The sequence below is a fragment of the Ruegeria sp. BH6 genome (assembly GCF_056538105.1).
Genome location: NZ_JBQFSR010000002.1, coordinates 275,579 through 294,367, shown reverse-complemented (window position 1 = coordinate 294,367; position 18,789 = coordinate 275,579). Strand labels below are relative to the sequence as shown.

At 57.8% G+C, this 18,789-nt stretch carries 18 protein-coding genes; 9 read left to right on the top strand and 9 right to left on the bottom strand.

Going from position 1 to position 18,789, the window contains the following annotated elements:
* Positions 1–8 precede the first annotated feature (8 nt).
* Positions 9–791 carry a DUF2189 domain-containing protein gene (locus tag ACR0B8_RS06685; RefSeq protein WP_226688332.1) on the top strand — a complete coding sequence of 261 codons (783 nt, stop codon included), beginning with the start codon at positions 9–11 and terminating at the stop codon, positions 789–791.
* Between the two features lie 2 nt (positions 792–793).
* Here the strand turns inward: ACR0B8_RS06685 and ACR0B8_RS06680 are convergent, their stop codons facing one another.
* The 3 genes from ACR0B8_RS06680 to ACR0B8_RS06670 all read right to left on the bottom strand — a co-directional run bounded on the left by ACR0B8_RS06680 (position 794) and on the right by ACR0B8_RS06670 (position 4,208).
* A complete protein-coding gene (locus ACR0B8_RS06680) occupies positions 794–1,546 on the bottom strand; it encodes a helix-turn-helix domain-containing protein (protein ID WP_226688333.1) in 753 nt (250 codons plus the stop codon).
* 290 nt (positions 1,547–1,836) lie between these two features.
* Positions 1,837–2,397, bottom strand: coding sequence for an acetolactate synthase small subunit (ilvN, locus tag ACR0B8_RS06675; protein ID WP_170349013.1), 561 nt, complete (start codon positions 2,395–2,397; stop codon positions 1,837–1,839).
* 59 nt (positions 2,398–2,456) lie between these two features.
* A complete protein-coding gene (locus ACR0B8_RS06670; protein ID WP_480658116.1) occupies positions 2,457–4,208 on the bottom strand; it encodes an acetolactate synthase 3 large subunit in 1,752 nt (583 codons plus the stop codon).
* Positions 4,209–4,633: 425 nt separating this feature from the next.
* On the opposite strand from ACR0B8_RS06670, the gene ACR0B8_RS06665 reads away from it, so the two are divergent.
* Both ACR0B8_RS06665 and ACR0B8_RS06660 read left to right on the top strand, forming a co-directional pair.
* Complete coding sequence (locus tag ACR0B8_RS06665; protein ID WP_170349011.1) at positions 4,634–5,479, top strand: HalD/BesD family halogenase; 846 nt, start codon at positions 4,634–4,636, stop codon at positions 5,477–5,479.
* A 48-nt stretch (positions 5,480–5,527) separates the two neighbouring features.
* Entirely contained in the window at positions 5,528–5,911 is a 384-nt protein-coding gene (locus tag ACR0B8_RS06660) for a bleomycin resistance protein (RefSeq protein ID WP_170349010.1), read from the top strand.
* A 79-nt stretch (positions 5,912–5,990) separates the two neighbouring features.
* Here the strand turns inward: ACR0B8_RS06660 and ACR0B8_RS06655 are convergent, their stop codons facing one another.
* Together ACR0B8_RS06655 and ACR0B8_RS06650 are read right to left on the bottom strand one after the other, a co-directional pair.
* Positions 5,991–6,638, bottom strand: a complete 648-nt coding sequence (locus ACR0B8_RS06655) for a response regulator transcription factor (RefSeq protein ID WP_170349009.1) — start codon at positions 6,636–6,638, stop codon at positions 5,991–5,993.
* Positions 6,635–8,068 carry a cache domain-containing protein gene (locus ACR0B8_RS06650; RefSeq protein ID WP_170349423.1) on the bottom strand — a complete coding sequence of 478 codons (1,434 nt, stop codon included), beginning with the start codon at positions 8,066–8,068 and terminating at the stop codon, positions 6,635–6,637. The genes ACR0B8_RS06655 and ACR0B8_RS06650 overlap by 4 nt, the downstream gene beginning before the upstream one ends.
* Positions 8,069–8,299: 231 nt before the next feature.
* Here ACR0B8_RS06650 and ACR0B8_RS06645 point away from each other — a divergent pair, with 231 nt between their 5' ends.
* From ACR0B8_RS06645 to ACR0B8_RS06635, 3 genes are all read left to right on the top strand, one after another.
* A complete protein-coding gene (locus ACR0B8_RS06645; protein ID WP_170349008.1) occupies positions 8,300–9,385 on the top strand; it encodes a TRAP transporter substrate-binding protein in 1,086 nt (361 codons plus the stop codon).
* 121 nt (positions 9,386–9,506) lie between these two features.
* Positions 9,507–10,442: a TRAP transporter small permease subunit gene (locus tag ACR0B8_RS06640; RefSeq protein ID WP_170358909.1), complete on the top strand. Its 936-nt coding sequence runs from the start codon at positions 9,507–9,509 to the stop codon at positions 10,440–10,442.
* Between the two features lie 17 nt (positions 10,443–10,459).
* A complete protein-coding gene (locus tag ACR0B8_RS06635) occupies positions 10,460–12,814 on the top strand; it encodes a TRAP transporter large permease subunit (RefSeq protein ID WP_170358907.1) in 2,355 nt (784 codons plus the stop codon).
* 134 nt (positions 12,815–12,948) lie between these two features.
* Here the strand turns inward: ACR0B8_RS06635 and ACR0B8_RS06630 are convergent, their stop codons facing one another.
* From ACR0B8_RS06630 to ACR0B8_RS06615, 4 genes are all read right to left on the bottom strand, one after another.
* Positions 12,949–13,338: a VOC family protein gene (locus ACR0B8_RS06630; RefSeq protein WP_226688335.1), complete on the bottom strand. Its 390-nt coding sequence runs from the start codon at positions 13,336–13,338 to the stop codon at positions 12,949–12,951.
* 6 nt (positions 13,339–13,344) lie between these two features.
* On the bottom strand, positions 13,345–14,169 hold the full coding sequence (locus tag ACR0B8_RS06625) for an arginyltransferase (protein ID WP_170349004.1): 825 nt from the start codon (positions 14,167–14,169) through the stop codon (positions 13,345–13,347).
* Positions 14,170–14,244: 75 nt separating this feature from the next.
* Positions 14,245–14,676, bottom strand: coding sequence for an RDD family protein (locus tag ACR0B8_RS06620; RefSeq protein ID WP_170349003.1), 432 nt, complete (start codon positions 14,674–14,676; stop codon positions 14,245–14,247).
* Between the two features lie 66 nt (positions 14,677–14,742).
* Positions 14,743–15,165, bottom strand: coding sequence for a DUF2852 domain-containing protein (locus ACR0B8_RS06615; protein WP_170358903.1), 423 nt, complete (start codon positions 15,163–15,165; stop codon positions 14,743–14,745).
* A gap of 152 nt (positions 15,166–15,317) precedes the next feature.
* Between ACR0B8_RS06615 and ACR0B8_RS06610 the strand changes: the two genes are divergently transcribed.
* Genes ACR0B8_RS06610 through ACR0B8_RS06600 form a run of 3 tightly spaced genes read left to right on the top strand, consistent with a single transcriptional unit; the run spans position 15,318 to position 18,752 of the window.
* Positions 15,318–15,707: a nuclear transport factor 2 family protein gene (locus tag ACR0B8_RS06610; protein WP_170358901.1), complete on the top strand. Its 390-nt coding sequence runs from the start codon at positions 15,318–15,320 to the stop codon at positions 15,705–15,707.
* Complete coding sequence (locus ACR0B8_RS06605; RefSeq protein WP_480658119.1) at positions 15,704–18,493, top strand: [protein-PII] uridylyltransferase family protein; 2,790 nt, start codon at positions 15,704–15,706, stop codon at positions 18,491–18,493. The genes ACR0B8_RS06610 and ACR0B8_RS06605 overlap by 4 nt, the downstream gene beginning before the upstream one ends.
* The gene (locus ACR0B8_RS06600) at positions 18,480–18,752 is read left to right on the top strand and encodes a hypothetical protein (RefSeq protein ID WP_170358897.1); all 273 of its coding nucleotides are present in this window, start codon (positions 18,480–18,482) and stop codon (positions 18,750–18,752) included. Before ACR0B8_RS06605 ends, ACR0B8_RS06600 begins: the two co-directional genes overlap by 14 nt.
* Positions 18,753–18,789 lie beyond the last annotated feature (37 nt).

Genomic DNA, 18,789 nt, shown 5'->3' with positions numbered 1-18,789 from the left:
GACAGAACATGGACAAGCCATTTGGTGTTCCGGAAATGGGGCCGGTGAATTTGGGGATGTTGCGCGAAGCCCTGCGCCGGGCCTGGACAGACTTTCGTCGGGCTCCGGTTTTTGGGCTTCTGTTTGCGGGGTTTTACGTGCTGGCCGGTTGGTTCATGGCCTGGATCACCTTGCAGACGAGCACGTCGTACTGGTTGGTTCTGGCTGCTATCGGGTTTCCTTTGCTGGGGCCCTTTGCGGCGGTGGGGATGTATGAAGTCTCGCACAGGCTGGAGCAGGGTGAGACCTTGGAATTTAAGTCCATTTTCGGAGTGGTGGTGCAGCAGGGGCGCCGTCAGTTGCCCTCGATATGCGCGATTATTGTGGTGATGTTTTTATTCTGGTTCTTTCTGGGCCACATGATCTTTGCCCTGTTCATGGGGTTGTCGACGATGACAAACGTGTCGACATCGTTAGAGGTGTATTTGACCGCCAACGGGTTGACGATGTTGGCTGTGGGAAGCGTCGTGGGTGCTGTGTTTGCGACGGTGCTTTATATGATCACCGTACTTTCCATCCCCATGCTGTTGGACCGAGAGCTGGATTTCGTGACCGCTATGATCGCCAGTTTCAGCTATGTCCGTGATCATTTCAGCGTCATGTTGTTGTGGGGAATCTTTATCGCCATCCTGACTTTTCTAGCCATGATTCCGTGGTTTTTGGGCTTGTTTTTTGTGCTGCCGCTGTTGGGGCATGCTAGCTGGCATTTATATCGGCTGATCACTCAAGCGTCGGGCGAAAACGCTGCGTGACGTCAGCTTGCCGCTTGCTGTAGCGAGCGTTCTGCACGGCGGGCTGTTCGCGCCGCTGCCAGAACGGCCGAAGGGTCTTCGCCCAGATGACGCAGTAGAATGCGCCGGGTCGTTGTCTCGCTGGCGGTCGTTCTGGACAAACAGATAGCCACCCCGCGCCAACGGTCCGAATGCTCATCGGTCCCGCGCGTTACCAGATAAATACGGCTGTTTTGCGAGGCTCGGCTGGACATCAGGATATAAATCTGCCGGCCAGCACAGGCGGCGATGCCTTGCACTTCACGTTCTGTCGGAGCGGCGCTCGGCATGCCAGGGCGCGGCTCATAACCACGCACCAGCGTGCATTGCGGCAACCGGCGCGCGTGAATCAACCGATGACGCGAGGGCTTAGGATCATCCAGTTCGGTCTCCGTCGCATAGTAGAACCCCGCCGGAAACAGGTTCTCGGTCAGTGTTGTGGGGCCCGAGCCCAGAAAATCTGTAAGGGCAGACGCTGCGGGATGTGTCGGAGAGCGGTCGATCTCGTCCAGCGGGCGCAGCAGAATACGGGCGTCCACTTCGAAAAACCGGCAAATCCGGTCAAGTACGTCAGGTCTTGGAAAACTCTCGCCACCAAGGTATCGGTTGAATTGCGTCCGGTTGACGCCCAATTGTCGGCAAAGTTCTGATACTGATGTATATTGCTGCGCAAGTTGTCTGAGATTGGCGCCGAACATCCTGCGCAATTCGTCCGGGTTGCGGATGTCTTTGGTCATAGGTGTCCCAGGTTCTCGCGACTTGTTTTATAGTACGCAACATGTTCGACCTGACGGTCGACATAACGCACATATCGTACAGATGACACGAACGGGCGCATCCCAACGCCACGTCACCCCCAGAGGCTAACGTCCAATCTTACAAACGCAATAGGCTTTATCTTGTTTTGTGTGATCTTTTTGGGCGCTTTGGCGCCAATAAACGTTATTCGGCCAGTTTTAGCTTACAAGGCAGCATGACAGGCCAGAGTTCCCCCACCCATGCGCGAGCCGACAGGGTGGGGTAAATGTTACTCGCCACGCAGCAGGGCCGCAACGCCAGTGCGGGCCACTTCGACCAGACCCAGAGGGCGCATCAGATCGGCAAAGGCGTCGATTTTGTCCGGGGCTCCGGTGATTTCAAAAATGAAAGAGTTCAGCGTGCTGTCGACCACGTTGGCGCGGAAGATATCGGCCAGACGCAGCGCCTCGACCCTTTTGTCGCCTGCGCCAACCACTTTGATGATCGCCAGCTCCCGCTCGACCGCGTCGCCTTCGACGGTCAAATCATGCACGTCGTGAACGGTGACGATACGACCCAGCTGCGCCTTGATCTGCTCGATCACTTGCGGCGTACCGGTGGTGACGATGGTGATACGGCTCAGATGCCCGGTGTGATCGACCTCGGCTACGGTCAGGCTTTCGATGTTGTAACCTCGGCCCGAGAACAACCCGATCACACGGGCTAAGACACCGGGTTCGTTTTCGACCAGAACCGCAATCGTGTGGCGCTCCTGCACGTCCGAAAAGGTCGGGCGTAGGTTATAGGCAGAATGGCGGGTAGAACCTTTTTTGATATGTAGGGCAGACATTTACGTCCCTTTCATCATCCTTGTGGTGTTGGGCGCGCCGCCGCGCCCAACAAATTTCGTCAAACCAGAACCGAGCCTTTGGAGTCGATCACGCCCTGCGTTTCGGCCTCGCCCAGCAACATCTCGTTATGTGCCTTTCCAGACGGGATCATTGGGAAGCAGTTCTCGTGCTTTTCCACCAGACAGTCAAAAATCACCGGACCGTCATAGTTGATCATCTCCATGATCGCGTCATCCAGATCGGCAGGGTCAGAACACAGGATGCCTTTGGCGCCGAACGCCTCGGCCAGCTTGACGAAATCGGGCAGGGCCTCGGACCACGAATGCGAATACCGCTCGCCATGCAGCAGCTCCTGCCACTGACGGACCATGCCGAGGCGTTCGTTGTTCAGGATGAACTGTTTCACGGGCAGGCGGTACTGAACAGCCGTGCCCATTTCCTGCATGTTCATCAGCCACGACGCCTCACCGGCCACGTTGATCACCAGCGCGTCCGGGTGCGCCATCTGCACCCCAACAGAGGCCGGGAAACCATAGCCCATCGTGCCCAAACCACCCGAGGTCATCCAGCGGTTGGGGTCTTCGAACCCAAGATACTGCGCCGCCCACATTTGATGCTGACCGACCTCGGTCGTGATGTAGCGGTCGTGCTTTTTGGTAAGCTCTTCAAGGCGTTGCAGCGCATGTTGCGGTTTGATGGTCTTTTCGCTGTTGGTGAATGCCAGGCAATTCACCTTGCGCCAGTCGCTGATCTGCGCCTGCCATTTCTTGACGGCAGCCGCATCGGTTTTGCGCCCGCGCGACTTCCAGACCTTGAGGATATCCTCAAGCACATGTGCCACGTCGCCGACAATCGGGATGTCCACGCGGATCACCTTGTTGATCGACGAGGGATCAATGTCGATATGCGCCTTTTTCGAGTTCGGCGAGAACGCATCAATCCGTCCGGTGATCCGGTCGTCGAACCGTGCGCCAACGTTGATCATCAGGTCGCAGTCATGCATGGCCAGATTGGCCTCGTACAGGCCGTGCATCCCCAGCATGCCCAGCCAGTTCTCGCCCGAAGCCGGATAGGCGCCCAACCCCATCAGGGTCGAGGTGACCGGAAAGCCCGTCGCATCAACCAATTCGCGCAGCAATTGGCTGGCAGCAGGGCCCGAGTTGATGACGCCGCCGCCAGTGTAAAAGACCGGCTTCTTTGCGGTCTCGATTGCCGCAACCAGTTCGGTGATCTCTTCCAGATCGCCTTTCAGAACCGGTTGGTAGTGCGATGTTGACGGTTTTGGCGCGGTATATTCACCCGAGGCAAACTGAACGTCTTTGGGAATATCGACCAGCACCGGCCCGGGGCGGCCCGAGATGGCGACGTGAAATGCCTCATGCATCGTCTCAGACAGCGAATCCGAGTCCTTCACCAGCCAGTTATGCTTGGTGCAAGGGCGGGTGATACCGACTGTGTCGGCCTCTTGAAAGGCGTCCGAGCCGATCATGAAGGTCGGAACCTGCCCAGTCAGAACCACAATCGGGATCGAATCCAGCAGCGCATCGGTCAGGCCGGTCACCGCGTTAGTGGCGCCGGGGCCAGAAGTCACCAGTGCAACGCCGGGTTTGCCGGTTGACCGGGCATAGCCTTCGGCGGCGTGAACCGCGCCCTGTTCGTGGCGCACCAGAACGTGCCGAATGTCGTTTTGCAGAAAGATCTCATCATAGATCGGTAGCACGGCGCCACCGGGGTATCCGAATACCGTGTCCACGCCCTGATCCTTGAGGGCCTGAACTACCATTTTTGCGCCGGTCATCTCACGTGTCATCTGCTTTGCTCCGTTCGCGACATGTGTCTTGCGTTTAGCATAAAAAAAGCCCCCGAGATTTTTCGGAGGCGCATGGGTTCGATTATGGTTTACCGTTACCGGCCCATGCGCGTGTTTCCTACGATTACGACTAGCGCTTTCATCGCCAGAGGCTCCTTTTCAGCTTGGCAGGGACATTATGGGCGGGCGAAAGGGGCGTCAACAGGCAATCGTACCAATTTTGTAACCTGAGATGCAGATTTTGCGACATTTTATTGCGCAGATTGCCGCAGGTTGGGAATTTCCGCGAATTTCTGCCCGCTCATGATGATTTGGGCTGGCAAATGGCAGGTCTGAAAGCGTCAAGGCAATGTCCAAAATTGACATGAGCGACCCGGTTCTGTGCGGCACGCTGGTCTCAGTTGAACAGATAAGGGAGGCGAAGAATGTTGCAAGACCTCATAGATCTAGGGCGGTATCCGATCGATCGGCCCGGGTCGCGGGGCTATGATCAGACGATTGCAGATGTGCGGAAAGAACTTGATCAAGACGGCTGCGCGGTTCTGCCAGGATTTGTGCATGAGGACGGTTTGGAGTTGCTGGTGCGCGAGGCGGATGAGGTTGCCCCACAAGCGCATCGCTCTTTCAACAGGACCAACGCCTATTTCACTAAGGATGATCCGCGCTTTGGGATCGGGCATCCGATACGCCGTTTTTATGACCGCTCAAACGCCTTTGTTCCCGCAGATAATTTCCCCACGTCGGGTCCTTTGCGGCGGATTTACGAATATGAATGGTTCATGCCTTTTGTCCGTGACGCATTGGACGAGCCCGAGGATCGGTTCTTTCGCTATGATGATCCGCTGGCAGATGTGATCATTAACGTGGTCGAAGAGGGGCAGGGCTTTCCCTGGCATTTCGACACCAACAACTACACCGTTACGCTGGCCATTCAGAATGGAGAAGTCGGGGGCACCTTTGAATATGTGCCGAACCTGCGCACGGCCGAGGATGAAAACTTCAAGTCCGTGGCCTCGGTTCTGGACGGAGACAGGGCACGGGTGCGAGAGCTAGAGTTGCAACCGGGGGACCTACAGATTTTCAAGGGACGGTACGCGCTGCATAGGGTGGCGCCAGTTACGGGTGCGCGCACCCGATATGTTGGGATTTTCTCGTTCGTTGAAGCCGAAGGGATGTGCGGCGGGGTTGAACGCACACGACAACTTTATGGGCGTGTGTTACCGCATCATCATGCGCGAGAAGGGATGCGAAAGGATCAATTGCTGGACTGAAAAAATCTGGGGTTAAAATAAAGAGGTTTTCAGCGACCGGAGGGTCCGATGCCTAAGATTATACAGCTTACGCCATTTGTTCTGTGTTCTTCCCTGCAAAAGCAGATTGATTTCTACTGCGACCGTTTGGGATTTTCTTGCGGGTTTCGGCAGGACAATTACGCCTTTTTGTCACTGGGGTCCGTGGCCATACGGTTGTTGGAATGCCCACCACGCGATGATGGTCGCCCGTTGGGAGAAGATCAGTCGTTTTACATAGACGTCGACGAGATCGACGATTTGTACGACAGTTTGCTGCCGGGATTGGCTGATCTGCCCGAAGGGCGCGTGCGCCCGCCGTTTGATCAACCCTATCTGCAGCGCGAGTTTCACGTTATCGACGAAGACGGGACGTTGGTATTCTTTGGACAGGATATCAGCCCGAGGGGGTAGGCCCTCCCGCCCGTTGTCAATACACCTGCGGCGCATCTCCTCCGGTTAGGCCGGGCAGCGCTGCGCGCTGCGGGCGTGTTTAGAAACCGGGGCTGGTGCCTTGCAGGACACCGTGTTCCAGCGCGTATCGGGTCAGGCCCGCAGTGGATGAGATACCCAGTTTGCGTTTGATGTTCTTGCGGTGAGTTTCCACCGTGCGCACAGAGATTTCCAAGGTCTGCGCCACCTCTTTGTTGGACTTTCCCTGCGCCAGTTCCAGCAGGATGGTCTGCTCACGGCCGGTCAGCGCCTCACGTGCGCTGTCTTGTTTGGGCTGCAGCGACCCGCTGGCACCGGTGCAAAGGTACTGTTCGCCGCGCATCACCGCGTCGATGGCCTGTTTGATCTCATCCGTCGGTACGTCCTTGAGGACATAACCCTTGGCCCCGTGGTTCAGTGCGGTCGAAATGTATTCGGGGCTGTCATGCATCGACAGGATCAGGATGCGGGTCTCGGGCAGGCGCTCCAAAATCATCTCGGTGGCGCTGAGCCCGCCTAGGCCAGGCATGTTCAGATCCATCAGGATCACATCGGGGGACAGATCGGCAACTTGATCAACGGCTTCTTGCCCGGTGCCTAGTGTGCAGACCACTTCGATGTCGGGATAGCTTTCAAGGATCGACTGAATCCCTTCGGCCACCATCGGGTGGTCATCCACGATCAGGACCCGGATCGACTGTGCGCTCATGTACCGGCCTTTCGGTTCGGAGTTGCGTCTTCCTGCGGCGGAAGCAAGTGGCTAAGCGGCAGGGTAACCTCGATCACGGTGCCGCCGTGCGGGCTGCGTGATGACAGAATACGCAGTGATCCGTCAAGCTGTTCGATGCGTTCCTGCATGTTGCGCAGCCCGATCCCGGTGCTGACGCCTTCAGCCTCGCGGGGCAGGCCGCGACCATTGTCGGTGATGCGCATGGTGGCACCCTTTTTGTGACCGCGCAGATCAATTGTAACATGCGTTGCGTCGGCGTGGCGTTCGATATTGGTCAGGGCTTCTTGTGCGATACGGTAAAGGGCGATCTTGGCGTCCTGATCCAACCGGTTTCGAAACACGACGGTCGAGAATTCGGTCTCAATCCCCGTACGCTCGCGGAAATCGTCGGTCAGCGCCTTCACTGCGGGGCCAAGGCCCAGATCGTCCAGCACACCTGGGCGCAAATCGCGGCTGATGCGGCGCACCTCGGTGATTGCGGTGCCGAGATGCTCGATCCCCTTGTCCAATGGGGCGTGGGCCCCGTCGTCATCGCCCCGCGCAAGCCGCCGCCGGGCATTGTCCAGCGCGTAGCGTACACCGACGAGAATCTGGCTGATCCCGTCATGCAGTTCGCGCGCCACTCGGCCCCGCTCTTCCTCTTGCGCGTCGAGAACCCGTTGCGTCAGTTCCTTCAGTTTGGCATCCGCCAGCCGCCTTTCCCGGAAATTCAGGAGCATGCCGGATGCAAAAACGACCAGCACTGCCGCCAAAGTAATTCCGCCGATATAATAGAATGTCCGGCGTACGCGAGCTTCGACCTCGGCCCGGGCGGCGGCGATCGATGCGACAACATCGTCAATGAACACCCCGGTTCCAACAGCCCACTGCCAGCTGGGAAAGCTGGTGACGTAGGTGATCATCTGTGCCTCTTCCCCGGTCGAAGGTTTAGGCCACAGATAGGTGTGATACCCCGCACCTTGTCGGGCGATCCGGATCAGTTCGTCCACGACTGGTGTGCCCTCACTGTCGGTCAGGCCGCTCCAGTTCTTGTTGATCAGGTCGGTTTGGCGCGGGCTGACCAGATTGGTACCGTCATAGTCATAGACAAAAAAGAACCCGTCATCGCCGTAGATCATTGCCGACAGGATTTGCGCGACCTGATCCTTGGCCGCCTGATCATCGGGTTGGGCCGAGCCGTAGACAAAGTAAAATCCGTTGCGAGCTTGGGTGACATAGTTGCGCAGTTCGGCCTTTTTGGCTTCGATCAGCTGTGCCTCAAGCTGATCGATTTCACGTTCGGCCAGTTTGCGCGACTGATGCGCGACGAGAATGGCAATCGCCGCCACGGCCACAATCAGCGGCAGTGTTGCCAGCAGCGACAGCTTTTGCGCGTAATTCGGTCGAAAGACGTTGCGGAATCTCCCCATATCTCTGCGATAGGCAAATTTCACAAAAAAAGCAAAGTCGGACCGTTCAATGCCGGGAATAGGTAGGTGCCGAGTAAAAAATCGCGGTGAATCCAGCGGTTTGACCCAACGAATGACCGTTTCTACGTAGTAGTAGGTATTTTCATCTTCAATTGCATGGATATGATCCGCCCCATCGACAACGATCAACTGCCCCAAGAGGCAGACCATGACTTTGGGAGGACTGACTATATGGATCGTCGTTCATTTTTGAAAACCACGGCACTAGGCAGCAGCGCGGCCGCAGCTACCGCGCTGGCAGCACCGGCATATGCGCAGGGCAAGCGGACCCTGACGATGGTGACATCATGGCCGCGTGGCTTTGCCGTTCTGGATGACGCAGCCAGCTATATGGAGCAGATGGTCGGCGAGATGTCCGACGGTCAGCTGACCATCGACAAGAAGGCCCCGGGTGAACTGGTGGGCGCGCTGGAAGTGTTCGACGCCGTGTCGTCGGGCCAGGCTGACATGTACCACTCGGCCGACTACTACTTTATCGGTCAGCACCCCGGTTACGCTTATTTCACCGCTGTGCCGTTTGGTGGTACCGCGCAGGAACTGACCAACTGGTACTACCATGGCGGCGGCGAAGAGCTGCACGACGAGCTGGGTCAGATCTTTAACCTCAAGGGCCTGCTGGCCGGTAACTCGGGCTCGCAGTCCGGTGGCTGGTTCCGTAACGAGATTAACTCGGCCGCAGACTTCAACGGTCTGAAGTTCCGTATGCCTGGTCTGGGTGGCAAGGTGCTGGGCAAACTGGGCGCCTCGGTTCAGAACATCCCCGGCGGCGAACTGTATCAGGCGCTGTCTTCGGGTGCGCTGGACGGTCTGGAGTGGGTTGGCCCGATGGCGGACGAACGCGCCGGCTTCCAGGAAGTTGCCAAGGTCTACTACACTGCGGGTTTCCATGAGCCGGGCTCGGGTCTGGCCGCATCGGTCAACCTGGATGTCTGGAATGACCTGACACCGGCACAGCAGGCAATCCTGCGCTATGCGTCGATGGCCACAACCCACTATCAGTTGGCTGAAACGCTGGCCAACAACGGTGCCGCACTGGCGCGTCTGCAATCGCAGGGCGTTAAAACGCTGCAATTCTCGGACGACGTCTGGGACGCGTTCGGCCAGGCATCCGCCGAGGTCATGGACGAGAACATGAATGACGAGTTGTTTGCCAATATCCGCGGTTCGTTCGAAGAGTCGCTGGCGACGTCGGCCTCGTGGATCAACAAGTCGGATGGATACTACGTCCAGCAGCGCGTTCGCGTTCTGGGTGGCTAAGTAGGCGCCGGAAATCTCAGAGGCCTCACGAAAGTGGGGCCTCTTTTCAATACAAATTCTCTGAATCCTGCGACCCCTGCTAAGGTGAAAGTCACAGATATTCAGCTGAGTGAGGGACATCATGGACGACAGCAGCTCGGTTGGTTTGACCGACGCTCTTGCCGCAGTTGGCGGCGGGATTGTCTGGGTTCTGCAAAATCTGGCCCAAGCCTTCTACAACATTGGCTACGCACTGACCCATCCAAGCCTCTGGCTGGATTGGTCCGATAAAGAAGCTGTCATGCGCTTCGTCTACTATGGCGGATCGGTTGAGTTCTTCTTTGCCGTTTTTGCAGTTTTTCTGGTTATCACAATCATCGGCATGGTCCGCAATAACTTCATGTGGGGGTGTGTGCGCGGACTTGAGGGGTTCACCAACACGCTGGGCCGTTTCTTTGCCTGGGCTGGTCTGCTGATGGTGCTACAGCAAATCATCATCGTGATCATGCAGCGGATTTTCACCCGCCCCGACATCGTGATCGCCTTTGGCATTCCGCTGCAATACGACATCAGTTGGTATGCTGAAATGTTGAAGTTTTACAACGCTTTGGTGGTGTCTCTTTGTGTAGGGTACACCTTTGTGCAGGGCGGGCATGTGCGGGTTGATCTATTCTATGCCCCGGCACGGTTCGGCACCAAAAAGGTGATCGACATGCTGGGCTCGGTGTTCTTCATGATGCCGCTGGCGGTGCTGGTCTGGATGTATGGCTGGTACTTCATGTGGCGGCACCTGATCGTGCCGAAACCCTCGGCCAGTGACACGCTGGAGCGGCTGCTGCTGAAATCGAAGGCGATGCGCTGGAATGTCGAAACCATCGGCTTCAGCCCCAACGGTTTCACTGCGTATTTCCTGTTCAAGATCATGCTGGTGGCCTTTGCCGGGCTGGTCTTCCTGCAAGCAATAGCATTCCTGTACCGGTCGTATCTTGAATACGTGGAAGGACCGGACAGTGCCGGAAAATACCTCGACAAAGACAGCCTTGGCGAGGGTGAAGAAGCCTTCGAAGGCGTACATTAAGGACGGAGACCAAGACTATGCTATTCGGACTTGATGGCGTCGAGATAGGCCTCATAATCGTATTTTTCTGCCTTTTCGGAGGCATCCTTTCCGGGTTCCCGGTGGCTTTTGCCATCGGTGGGGCTGGTATCATCTCATTCGGGATCATCGCGGCATTGGACAGTGCCGGGTTGCTGGTGCATCAGGCCATCGACTCGGGCACGCAGGCCTATCGGGATCTGGTGAATTCGGGCGTCAAACCTGACACCATATCTGTTTTCCGATACCCGGAATTGCCAACCATAGGCGAGCCGGTCTTCCCCTCTGGCTGGGAAACTGCGCTGGACCGCAACGTCTCGTTCATTGTGAACCGTATCAACGAACGTGTTCTGGCCGGGCAATCCATCGAAACCCTGTTGGCCGTGCTGATGTTCGTCCTGATGGGCATCACGTTGGAGCGTTCAAAGATCGCCAACGATCTGCTGACCACAATGGCGCGTGTTTTTGGCCCGTTGCCGGGTGGTCTGGCCGTGTCGATCGTGGTTGTGGGCGCGTTTCTGGCGGCCTCGACCGGGATTGTGGGCGCGACCGTTGTGACCATGGGTTTGCTGGCTCTGCCGACCATGTTGCGAAACAACTACTCGCCTGAACTGGCAACCGGTGTGATCGCGGCCTCGGGGACGTTGGGGCAGATCATTCCGCCCTCTATCGTGATCGTTCTGCTAGGCACGTTGGCTGGTGATTTGTATTCGACCGCACAGGAAACCCGCGCGGTTGAGGCCGGGTGTACCGACGCGCTGACCTATCTGGGTGAGCCTGCGGTGGTCTCAGTCGGCACATTGTTCCAGGCGGCCTTGCTGCCGGGGATCATGCTGGCCTTGCTGTATGCGCTTTATGCCTTCGGCTATGCGTTGATGAACCCCGAAAAAGCCCCGGCCGTGGAACTGGGCGGCGGTGGCGGTGAACCGATCACGCGCGGTGAAGGCCTGACGTGGCTGCTGGGCGCGCCCGTCGCGCTGATTGTGGGTGCCGTTCTGCTGGGCAGCACGGGTGTGATCGGCAGCCAGAACATCACTGTCTCGGCCTTTTCGGATATCGGCGAGGGCGCTTCGCTGCGAACCAACGTATCTGAGGAATGCAAGGTCTCGATGATCGAACTGCACGGTCAATCCGCCTGGGATCAGGCCGTGGCCGAGCAGCAAGCATTGGATGAGGCGGGCGGTGTTTCTCAGGCTCAGCGCCTGACCGAAGAAGAGCTGGCCGCTGCGCAGGAGGCCAAGATTGCCGCTACTGCACCCATTGGTACTGGTGTCGCGGTTATAGTCGTGCTGCTGGGTCTGACCTTGCTGTTTGGCCGCGGCATTGCGCCGTCGCAGTCTACACAACCACTGATCATCGGATCCATCGGCCTGTTGTTGATGGTGCTAGTAGATGTGCTGCTGATCGCGCCGACGACCTCGTCAGGGGTGGCCTTCGTGATCATGGCGATACCCTTTGCGCTGGCGATCTATGGCTGCAAGTTCGCGGCTGAACGCTGTGCCACCAACGATCTGATCCGTGTGGTCTTTCCACCGTTGGTTCTGATCATCGCGGTGCTGGGGTCGATTCTTGGCGGAATTACCAACCCGACACCGGCGGCGGCGCTGGGTGCGGGCGGGGCGATCATGCTGGCGGCTTATCGCAAGCTGCAGGACCAGGGGCGCTCGGGGAAGGTGATCATCTGGTCAACTTTCGCCGTCATCATCTGCATGCTGATGGGCATAAATTTCGATCTGCGCATCAATCAAGGCGATGTCTCGGTCGAAAGCTGGATCGCCTTTATCTTTGCCTACGCGGCTTACCTCTATGCGCTGTTCGGTCTGATCTTTGCCTGTTGGGTTCTGTTCTCAAGCGGGGTTCTAACCCCTGTGGTGCGCGAGACGGCCAAGGTAACGTCGATGGTCTTTACCATCCTGATCGGATCGCAGCTGTTGAACCTGGTGGTGATCTCGTTTGGCGGCGAGCATTACATTCAGCAGTTCCTGCGCAGCTTTGACAACGAGTTCACGGTCTTCCTGATCGTGATGTTGGTGCTGTTCATTTTGGGCTTTGTGTTGGATTTCCTCGAGATCATCTACATCGTGATCCCCATCGTGGGCCCGGTGATCTATGGCGGGTCGTTCGATCCGAAATGGGTGACGATCATGGTGGCGGTGAACCTGCAGACCTCGTTCCTGACGCCACCGTTCGGGTTTGCGTTGTTCTACCTGAGGGGGGTTGCACCGAAAGAGGTGACGACGGGCCATATCTATCGTGGGATCATACCATTTGTGATCATTCAGGTGGTGGGGATTGGTATCCTGTGGTCCTTCCCGTCGATTGTGACCATCGTGCCGGATCTGATCCCGAATTGATTGGTTACTGTGATCCAACGGAAAAGGGGGCCAATTGGCCCCCTTTGCTTTTTTGGATTGTTGTATGGGCCAGCCCCTTCTTGGCCTGCGGTCAATTCAACCCCGAGAAATTTTTTTGGCCAGATGAAGGCAGATCAGGTGAACTGAATCAGGTCCCAGCGATTTCCGAACGGATCGCGCCAGACGGCGACCCAACCGTAGGGTTCTTGTCTGGGGTCTTCTTCGAAATGGACGCCTTTGGACAACATTTCGGCGTGATCGCGTTCGAAATCATCCGTTTGCAGAAAGAAGCCAACGCGGCCTCCAGTCTGATTGCCCACGGCGGCGATCTGGTTTGGACCGTCTGCCTGCGCCAGCAACAGTGACCCGCTATCTGATCCTGGAGGAGACACCAGCACCCAGCGTTTGCCACCGCCCAGGTCAACGTCTTGCGTCAGAGCGAAGCTGACTTTTTGGGTGTAGAACGCAATAGCTGCATCGTAATCCGGCACCACAAGGGTGACGGCGTATAGTGTTTGGCGCATGGAAGTTTAGCCCTTGGTCGGGTGGCGGTCGGGCAGTTGAATACTGGCGACCTGCTCGGCAATCGGTGCGGTGGATAGCGGGTGGTGCTTGCCGTCCGCCAGTTCAGACGGATTGTTAATACGCTTCCAATTGCCTTGGATATAGGCTTCGAGCCCTGAAAACCGCGCCTTGTACCCCATCTTGGGGCTGCCTGGTACCCAGTAGCCCAGATAGACGTAGGGCAGGCCAGCCTCGCGAGCGATGTCGATGTGATCGAGGATCATGTACGTTCCCAGAGAGCTTTGCGGCTGTTCAGGGTCATAGAAGGAATAAACCATGCTAAGCCCGTCATCCAAAACGTCAGTCAGGCTGACGGCGATCAGCTCTCCGTTTTCGGGGTCGGCATATTCCACCACGCGGCTGCGGATCGGAGTTTCTTCGATCATTGCGGCGAATTCGAACACATCCATATCGGCCATACCGCCATCGGCGTGGCGTGTGTCCAGATAGCGGCGGAACAGCTCGTATTGCTCATCAGTTGCCCAAGGCGAGTTTGCACGGCGCTGTAGGTAGGCATTGCGTTTGGCCGTGCGCTTTTGGCTTTTGCTGGGGCGAAAAGCCGACACATCGATGCGGGCCGACAGACAGGCTGCGCAATCAGTGCAGGATGGGCGGTAAAGCACATTCTGGGATCGGCGAAACCCCTGTTGCGACAGGGAATTGTTCAGCTGATCGGCACCTTCGCCCTGTAGGGCGGTGAACAACTTACGCTCCATCCTGCCCTCAAGGTAAGGGCAGGGTTGCGGGGCCGTCACATAAAATTGCGGCGCGATGGGCAGCGTGTGTCGCATGAAGGTTCCGTGTTTCCTGACACAGGATGATAACAACGGTTCCCTGAGCCGCCAAGTGATTCAATTGGCAGATATTTAAGCCCGCTGGTTGATCATGACCGTGCCAAGGAACGAATCCGTCAGGCCCTGACAACGTGCGCTGGTCAGCATCATGATGACCGAGATGATCTGAACCACGAAAAACGCCATGCTGATGAAATACCCGGCGGTATGGGCCACGGCTTTGCCCATATCCAGACGGGACCCGAATGCGTCCCGCAATTCAATGCCCATGAAACGCATGCCCAGTGTCGCCGATCCGTTGGCGATGGTAACAACGCGGTAAACAAAGCTGATGACGCCATAGATCAAGGGCAGAAACAACAGCCCCGCGCCGAATGTCAGGAAAACCGGCACGATGCACAGCAGCGAAATGAAGGCGATATCAAACAGCCACGCGACAAAGCGTTTGGTTGCTACCGACTGGTAGAACTCGGGCTGGGTATCAGGGTCGGGCAGGTGGGTCATGTTGTAATATCCGGATATTGTTCGGAAATTACCCTGTCCCGGATGGCGGGACAGGGCAAGCTTTGATCAGGCGCGCTCGCCGTTTTCGGACTCGTCGTGGTTTTCGCGGGCGCGTTCGTCCATGAACTGGTCGAATTCAGCCTTGTCCTTGGCGTCACGCAGGCGGCGCAGGAAGGCTTCGAAGTCCTGCTGTTCACGTTCAAGCCGCGCCAGAGTGTCCGCCTTATAGGCATCAAACGCGCTGTTGCCCGAGGGTTTCATGGCGCTCATGTGACTGTGCCAGGATTTGCGGCGGCTGCAGGATTTGCTGAACATGCGTTTGCTCCAGATCATGTAGGCCAACAGGGCCAGGCCAACGGGCCAGAAGAAGATGAAACCAAGGACCATGACGGCGATCCAGGCGCCTTTGCCTTTGTCATCAAGCCAAGTTTCGATGCGGTGCAGCCATCCCGGATTTTCTGGGACGGCGGGGTCGGACAGTGCGGTCATTTGGGGTCTCCGGGGTTGATGTAAATCGTTTTCACATTGATAAGATGGGAAGCAGATGTCTGGTTGCAAGGGGTCGATGTGAAAAAGATTTACATTATGGGTCGGGGCCGAGTTTGGTTGACGTCACCCAGAGAACAAAGCAGTTTGCAAAAATGTCTGTCGAAGAACGAAAAACCGCCCCGTCACTTGCCGAAATTCTGGAACTGGAAAAGCAAGTCTGGACTGCACTAGTTGAAGGCAATGCCTCGGCCGACCGGGCGTTGCTGAGCGCGGATTTTCTGGGGGTCTATCCCACCGGGTTCGCCAACCGCGATGATCATGTCGGGCAATTCGCTGATGCGCCAACGATGTCGCGGTACGAGTTGAGCGAGACAAAACTGCGGGTTCTGAACGCTGATATTGTCCTGTTGTCCTATCGTGCCGATTACCAACGCCCGGACAGTGATGCTTGGGAGGCGATGCTGATCTCTTCCCTGTGGGAGCGCCGCCATGACGTCTGGGTCAACAGTTTCAGTCAAGACACTCCATTGGAGGCGCAATGACCGGTCCGCTGACCATCCACCGTGTTCCGCGGGCGTTTGATGCATCGCTGGGTGATGAAGCGCTGAATGCGGTATCTGGTATCACGCCTGAACAAGGGGAGCTGATTGCAGGGACGGCGGGTTCGAGTCCATACCTAAAGGGATTGATCGAACACGAACGCGATTGGTTGCCGTCGGCCTTGCAAGAGCCCGATCAGGCTTTTGCGGATGTGATGGATGCAGCGCGTGCCTTACCACCGGATCAGTTGAAATCCGGTTTGCGGCAAGCCAAGCGGCGCATGGCTTTGCTGACCGCGCTGGCCGATCTGGCGGGCGCGTGGCCGTTAGAGAAAGTGACCGCTGCGCTGACGGATTTCGGCGCGCTGGCTGCGGATGTTGCCGCCAAGGCCGAGATCGCGGCACTGATCCGGCGCGGCAAGCTGCCGGGGATGACCGAAGACGATGTGGAAACCGCTGCCGGGATGATCATTCTGGCCATGGGCAAGATGGGCGCGCACGAGCTGAACTATAGCTCGGATATCGACCTGATCGTTCTGTTTGATGAGACCCGCTTTGACCCCGATGATTTCTTCGATGCGCGTCAGGGGATGGTGCGGGCCACGCGCAATTTTTGCGCCACGCTCAGCGACAAGACCGCTGATGGGTATGTGTTCCGCACTGACCTGCGATTGCGTCCCGATCCGGCGGTGACCCCGGTCTGTTTGGCGACCGAGGCGGCCGAGCGGTATTATGAAAGCCTTGGCCGCACCTGGGAAAGGGCAGCTTATATCAAGGCGCGCCCATGTGCCGGTGACATTGCCGCCGGGCAACGCTTTCTTGATGCATTGCGCCCCTTTGTCTGGCGCAGGCATCTGGATTTCGCCGCCATTCAGGACGCCCATGACATGCGCCTGCGCATTCGTGAGAACAAAGGTACCGGCGGCACGCTGACCATTCCCGGCCACGATATGAAGCTAGGGCAGGGTGGCATTCGTGAGATCGAATTCTTCACCCAGACCCGCCAGTTGATCGCGGGAGGTCGCGACCCTGACCTGCGCGTGCGCGGCACGGTGCCCGGTCTGGCTGCATTGGCCGGAAAAGACTGGATACCGCAGGACGTGGCCGAAAAGCTGACCGACCACTACCGCTCCCACCGCGAGGTCGAACATCGCATTCAGATGGTTCACGATGCTCAGACCCATAAGGTGCCCCAATCACCGGATGGGATCGAACGCGTTGCCTGCCTGATGGGGATGGAAAGCGCCGAGTTGACCGCAGATCTGACCCGCCGTCTGACCGAAGTGCATGAGCTGACCGAGGGGTTCTTTGCCCCAGGATCTACGACGCCCGCACCTGCCGGTGAGGCCGATTTTGACCAGAATGTCCTGGCCCGCTGGACCACCTATCCAGCGCTACGCTCGCAACGCGGCGCGCGGATCTTTGAACGTCTCAAGCCCGAGCTGCTCTCGCGCCTGTCGAAAACTGCAAAACCGGACGAGGCACTGCGGGCGCTGGACGGTTTTCTTGCAGGGTTGCCAGCAGGTGTGCAGCTGTTTTCCCTGTTCGAGGCTAATCCCCACCTGATCGACCTGCTGGTCGATATCGTGGGCACCTCGCACGCATTGGCGGCGCATCTGTCCCATAACGCCGCCGTGTTTGACGCGGTGATTGGGGGCAGTTTCTTCAGCGACTGGCCAGGGCAAACGGCACTTCAGTCTGATCTTGAGCAGGCGCTGCAGCAGGAAACGGACTATGAAACGCAGCTGGATTTCGCACGTCGCTGGTGCAAGGAATGGCATTTCCGTATCGGTGTACATCACCTGCGCGGTCTGATTGACGGTGTGCAGGCCGGACAGCAATATGCCGAACTGGCCAGTGCTGTTATAGCCGCGATCCTACCTTGCGTGACCGAACAATTCGCCAAAAAGCACGGACCTGCGCCGGGGCGCGGGGCGACTGTACTGGGTATGGGATCGCTGGGGGCAGGGCGGATCAACTCGCAATCCGATCTGGACATGATCGTGATCTATGACCCGCTGGATCAGGACATGTCGGACGGTCCGCGCCCTCTGGCCACGCGCACCTATTACGCCCGGTTCACACAGGCGCTGATCACGGCGCTCTCTGCTCCGATGTCGCAGGGGCGGCTTTATGAGGTCGACATGCGCTTGCGCCCGTCTGGCAATCAGGGGCCGGTGGCGACCAGCTGGGCCAGCTTCACCAATTACCAGCGCAACGAAGCCTGGGTGTGGGAGCATTTGGCCCTGACCCGTGCCCGCGTGGTCGCAGGCGACGCAGGGCTGGCGCAGGATATCGAAACCTTTCGCACTGAATTTCTGTCTCAGCCACAGGACAGTCAGAAAGTGCTACGCGAAGTGGCCGAGATGCGCGTGCGTTTGGCAGCGGCCAAGGCCCCAGCGGGGATATGGGATGCCAAGAACGGTGCCGGGCGGATGATGGATATCGAGTTAATGGCTCAAGCTGGAACACTGTTGTCCAGTGTCACACAGCGCGACGTGTATTCCGGGTTGGACGGTACTGTCGCTGCCGGTTTGCTGGACGTCGCTCAGGCGCAAACGCTCAAAGAGTGCTACGATCTATGCTGGTCCGTGCAATGCGCCACCAGGCTGTTGTCGGGCAAGGGGATCGAGGCGGACAAGATCGGCGAGGGCGGCGCGGCTTTCCTGTGTCGGGCCACCGGTTTCGAACAGGTCGAACACCTGCAAGGCGCACTGCAAGACAGCTACACCGCCGCCGCCGGAATTATCGGTCGCGTGCTTGAGGAGGGGCAGGATGCCGCGCAATGACGATCCAAACGATCACAAGGGCCTGATCCGCGAGGCGTACCGCATCGACGGTATCACGCTGCCCGAATGCCGCAGCATTTTTCTGGACTGGGCGCTGAGCCTGCCAGCGGATCGCGATCAGACACAGGCCCTGACCGCACTACACGCTATCTATGCCGAGCAAGAGGCCGATCATCCCATGACACAGGTGCTGGCCGAAGGGCTACAATCGGCTCAGACACCCAAGAGGCGCGGCGGCTGGCGCTCTCGTCCCCGCTAGGGCTTTTCCCCCGGCGCGTTCACCACTATGAGGGCGT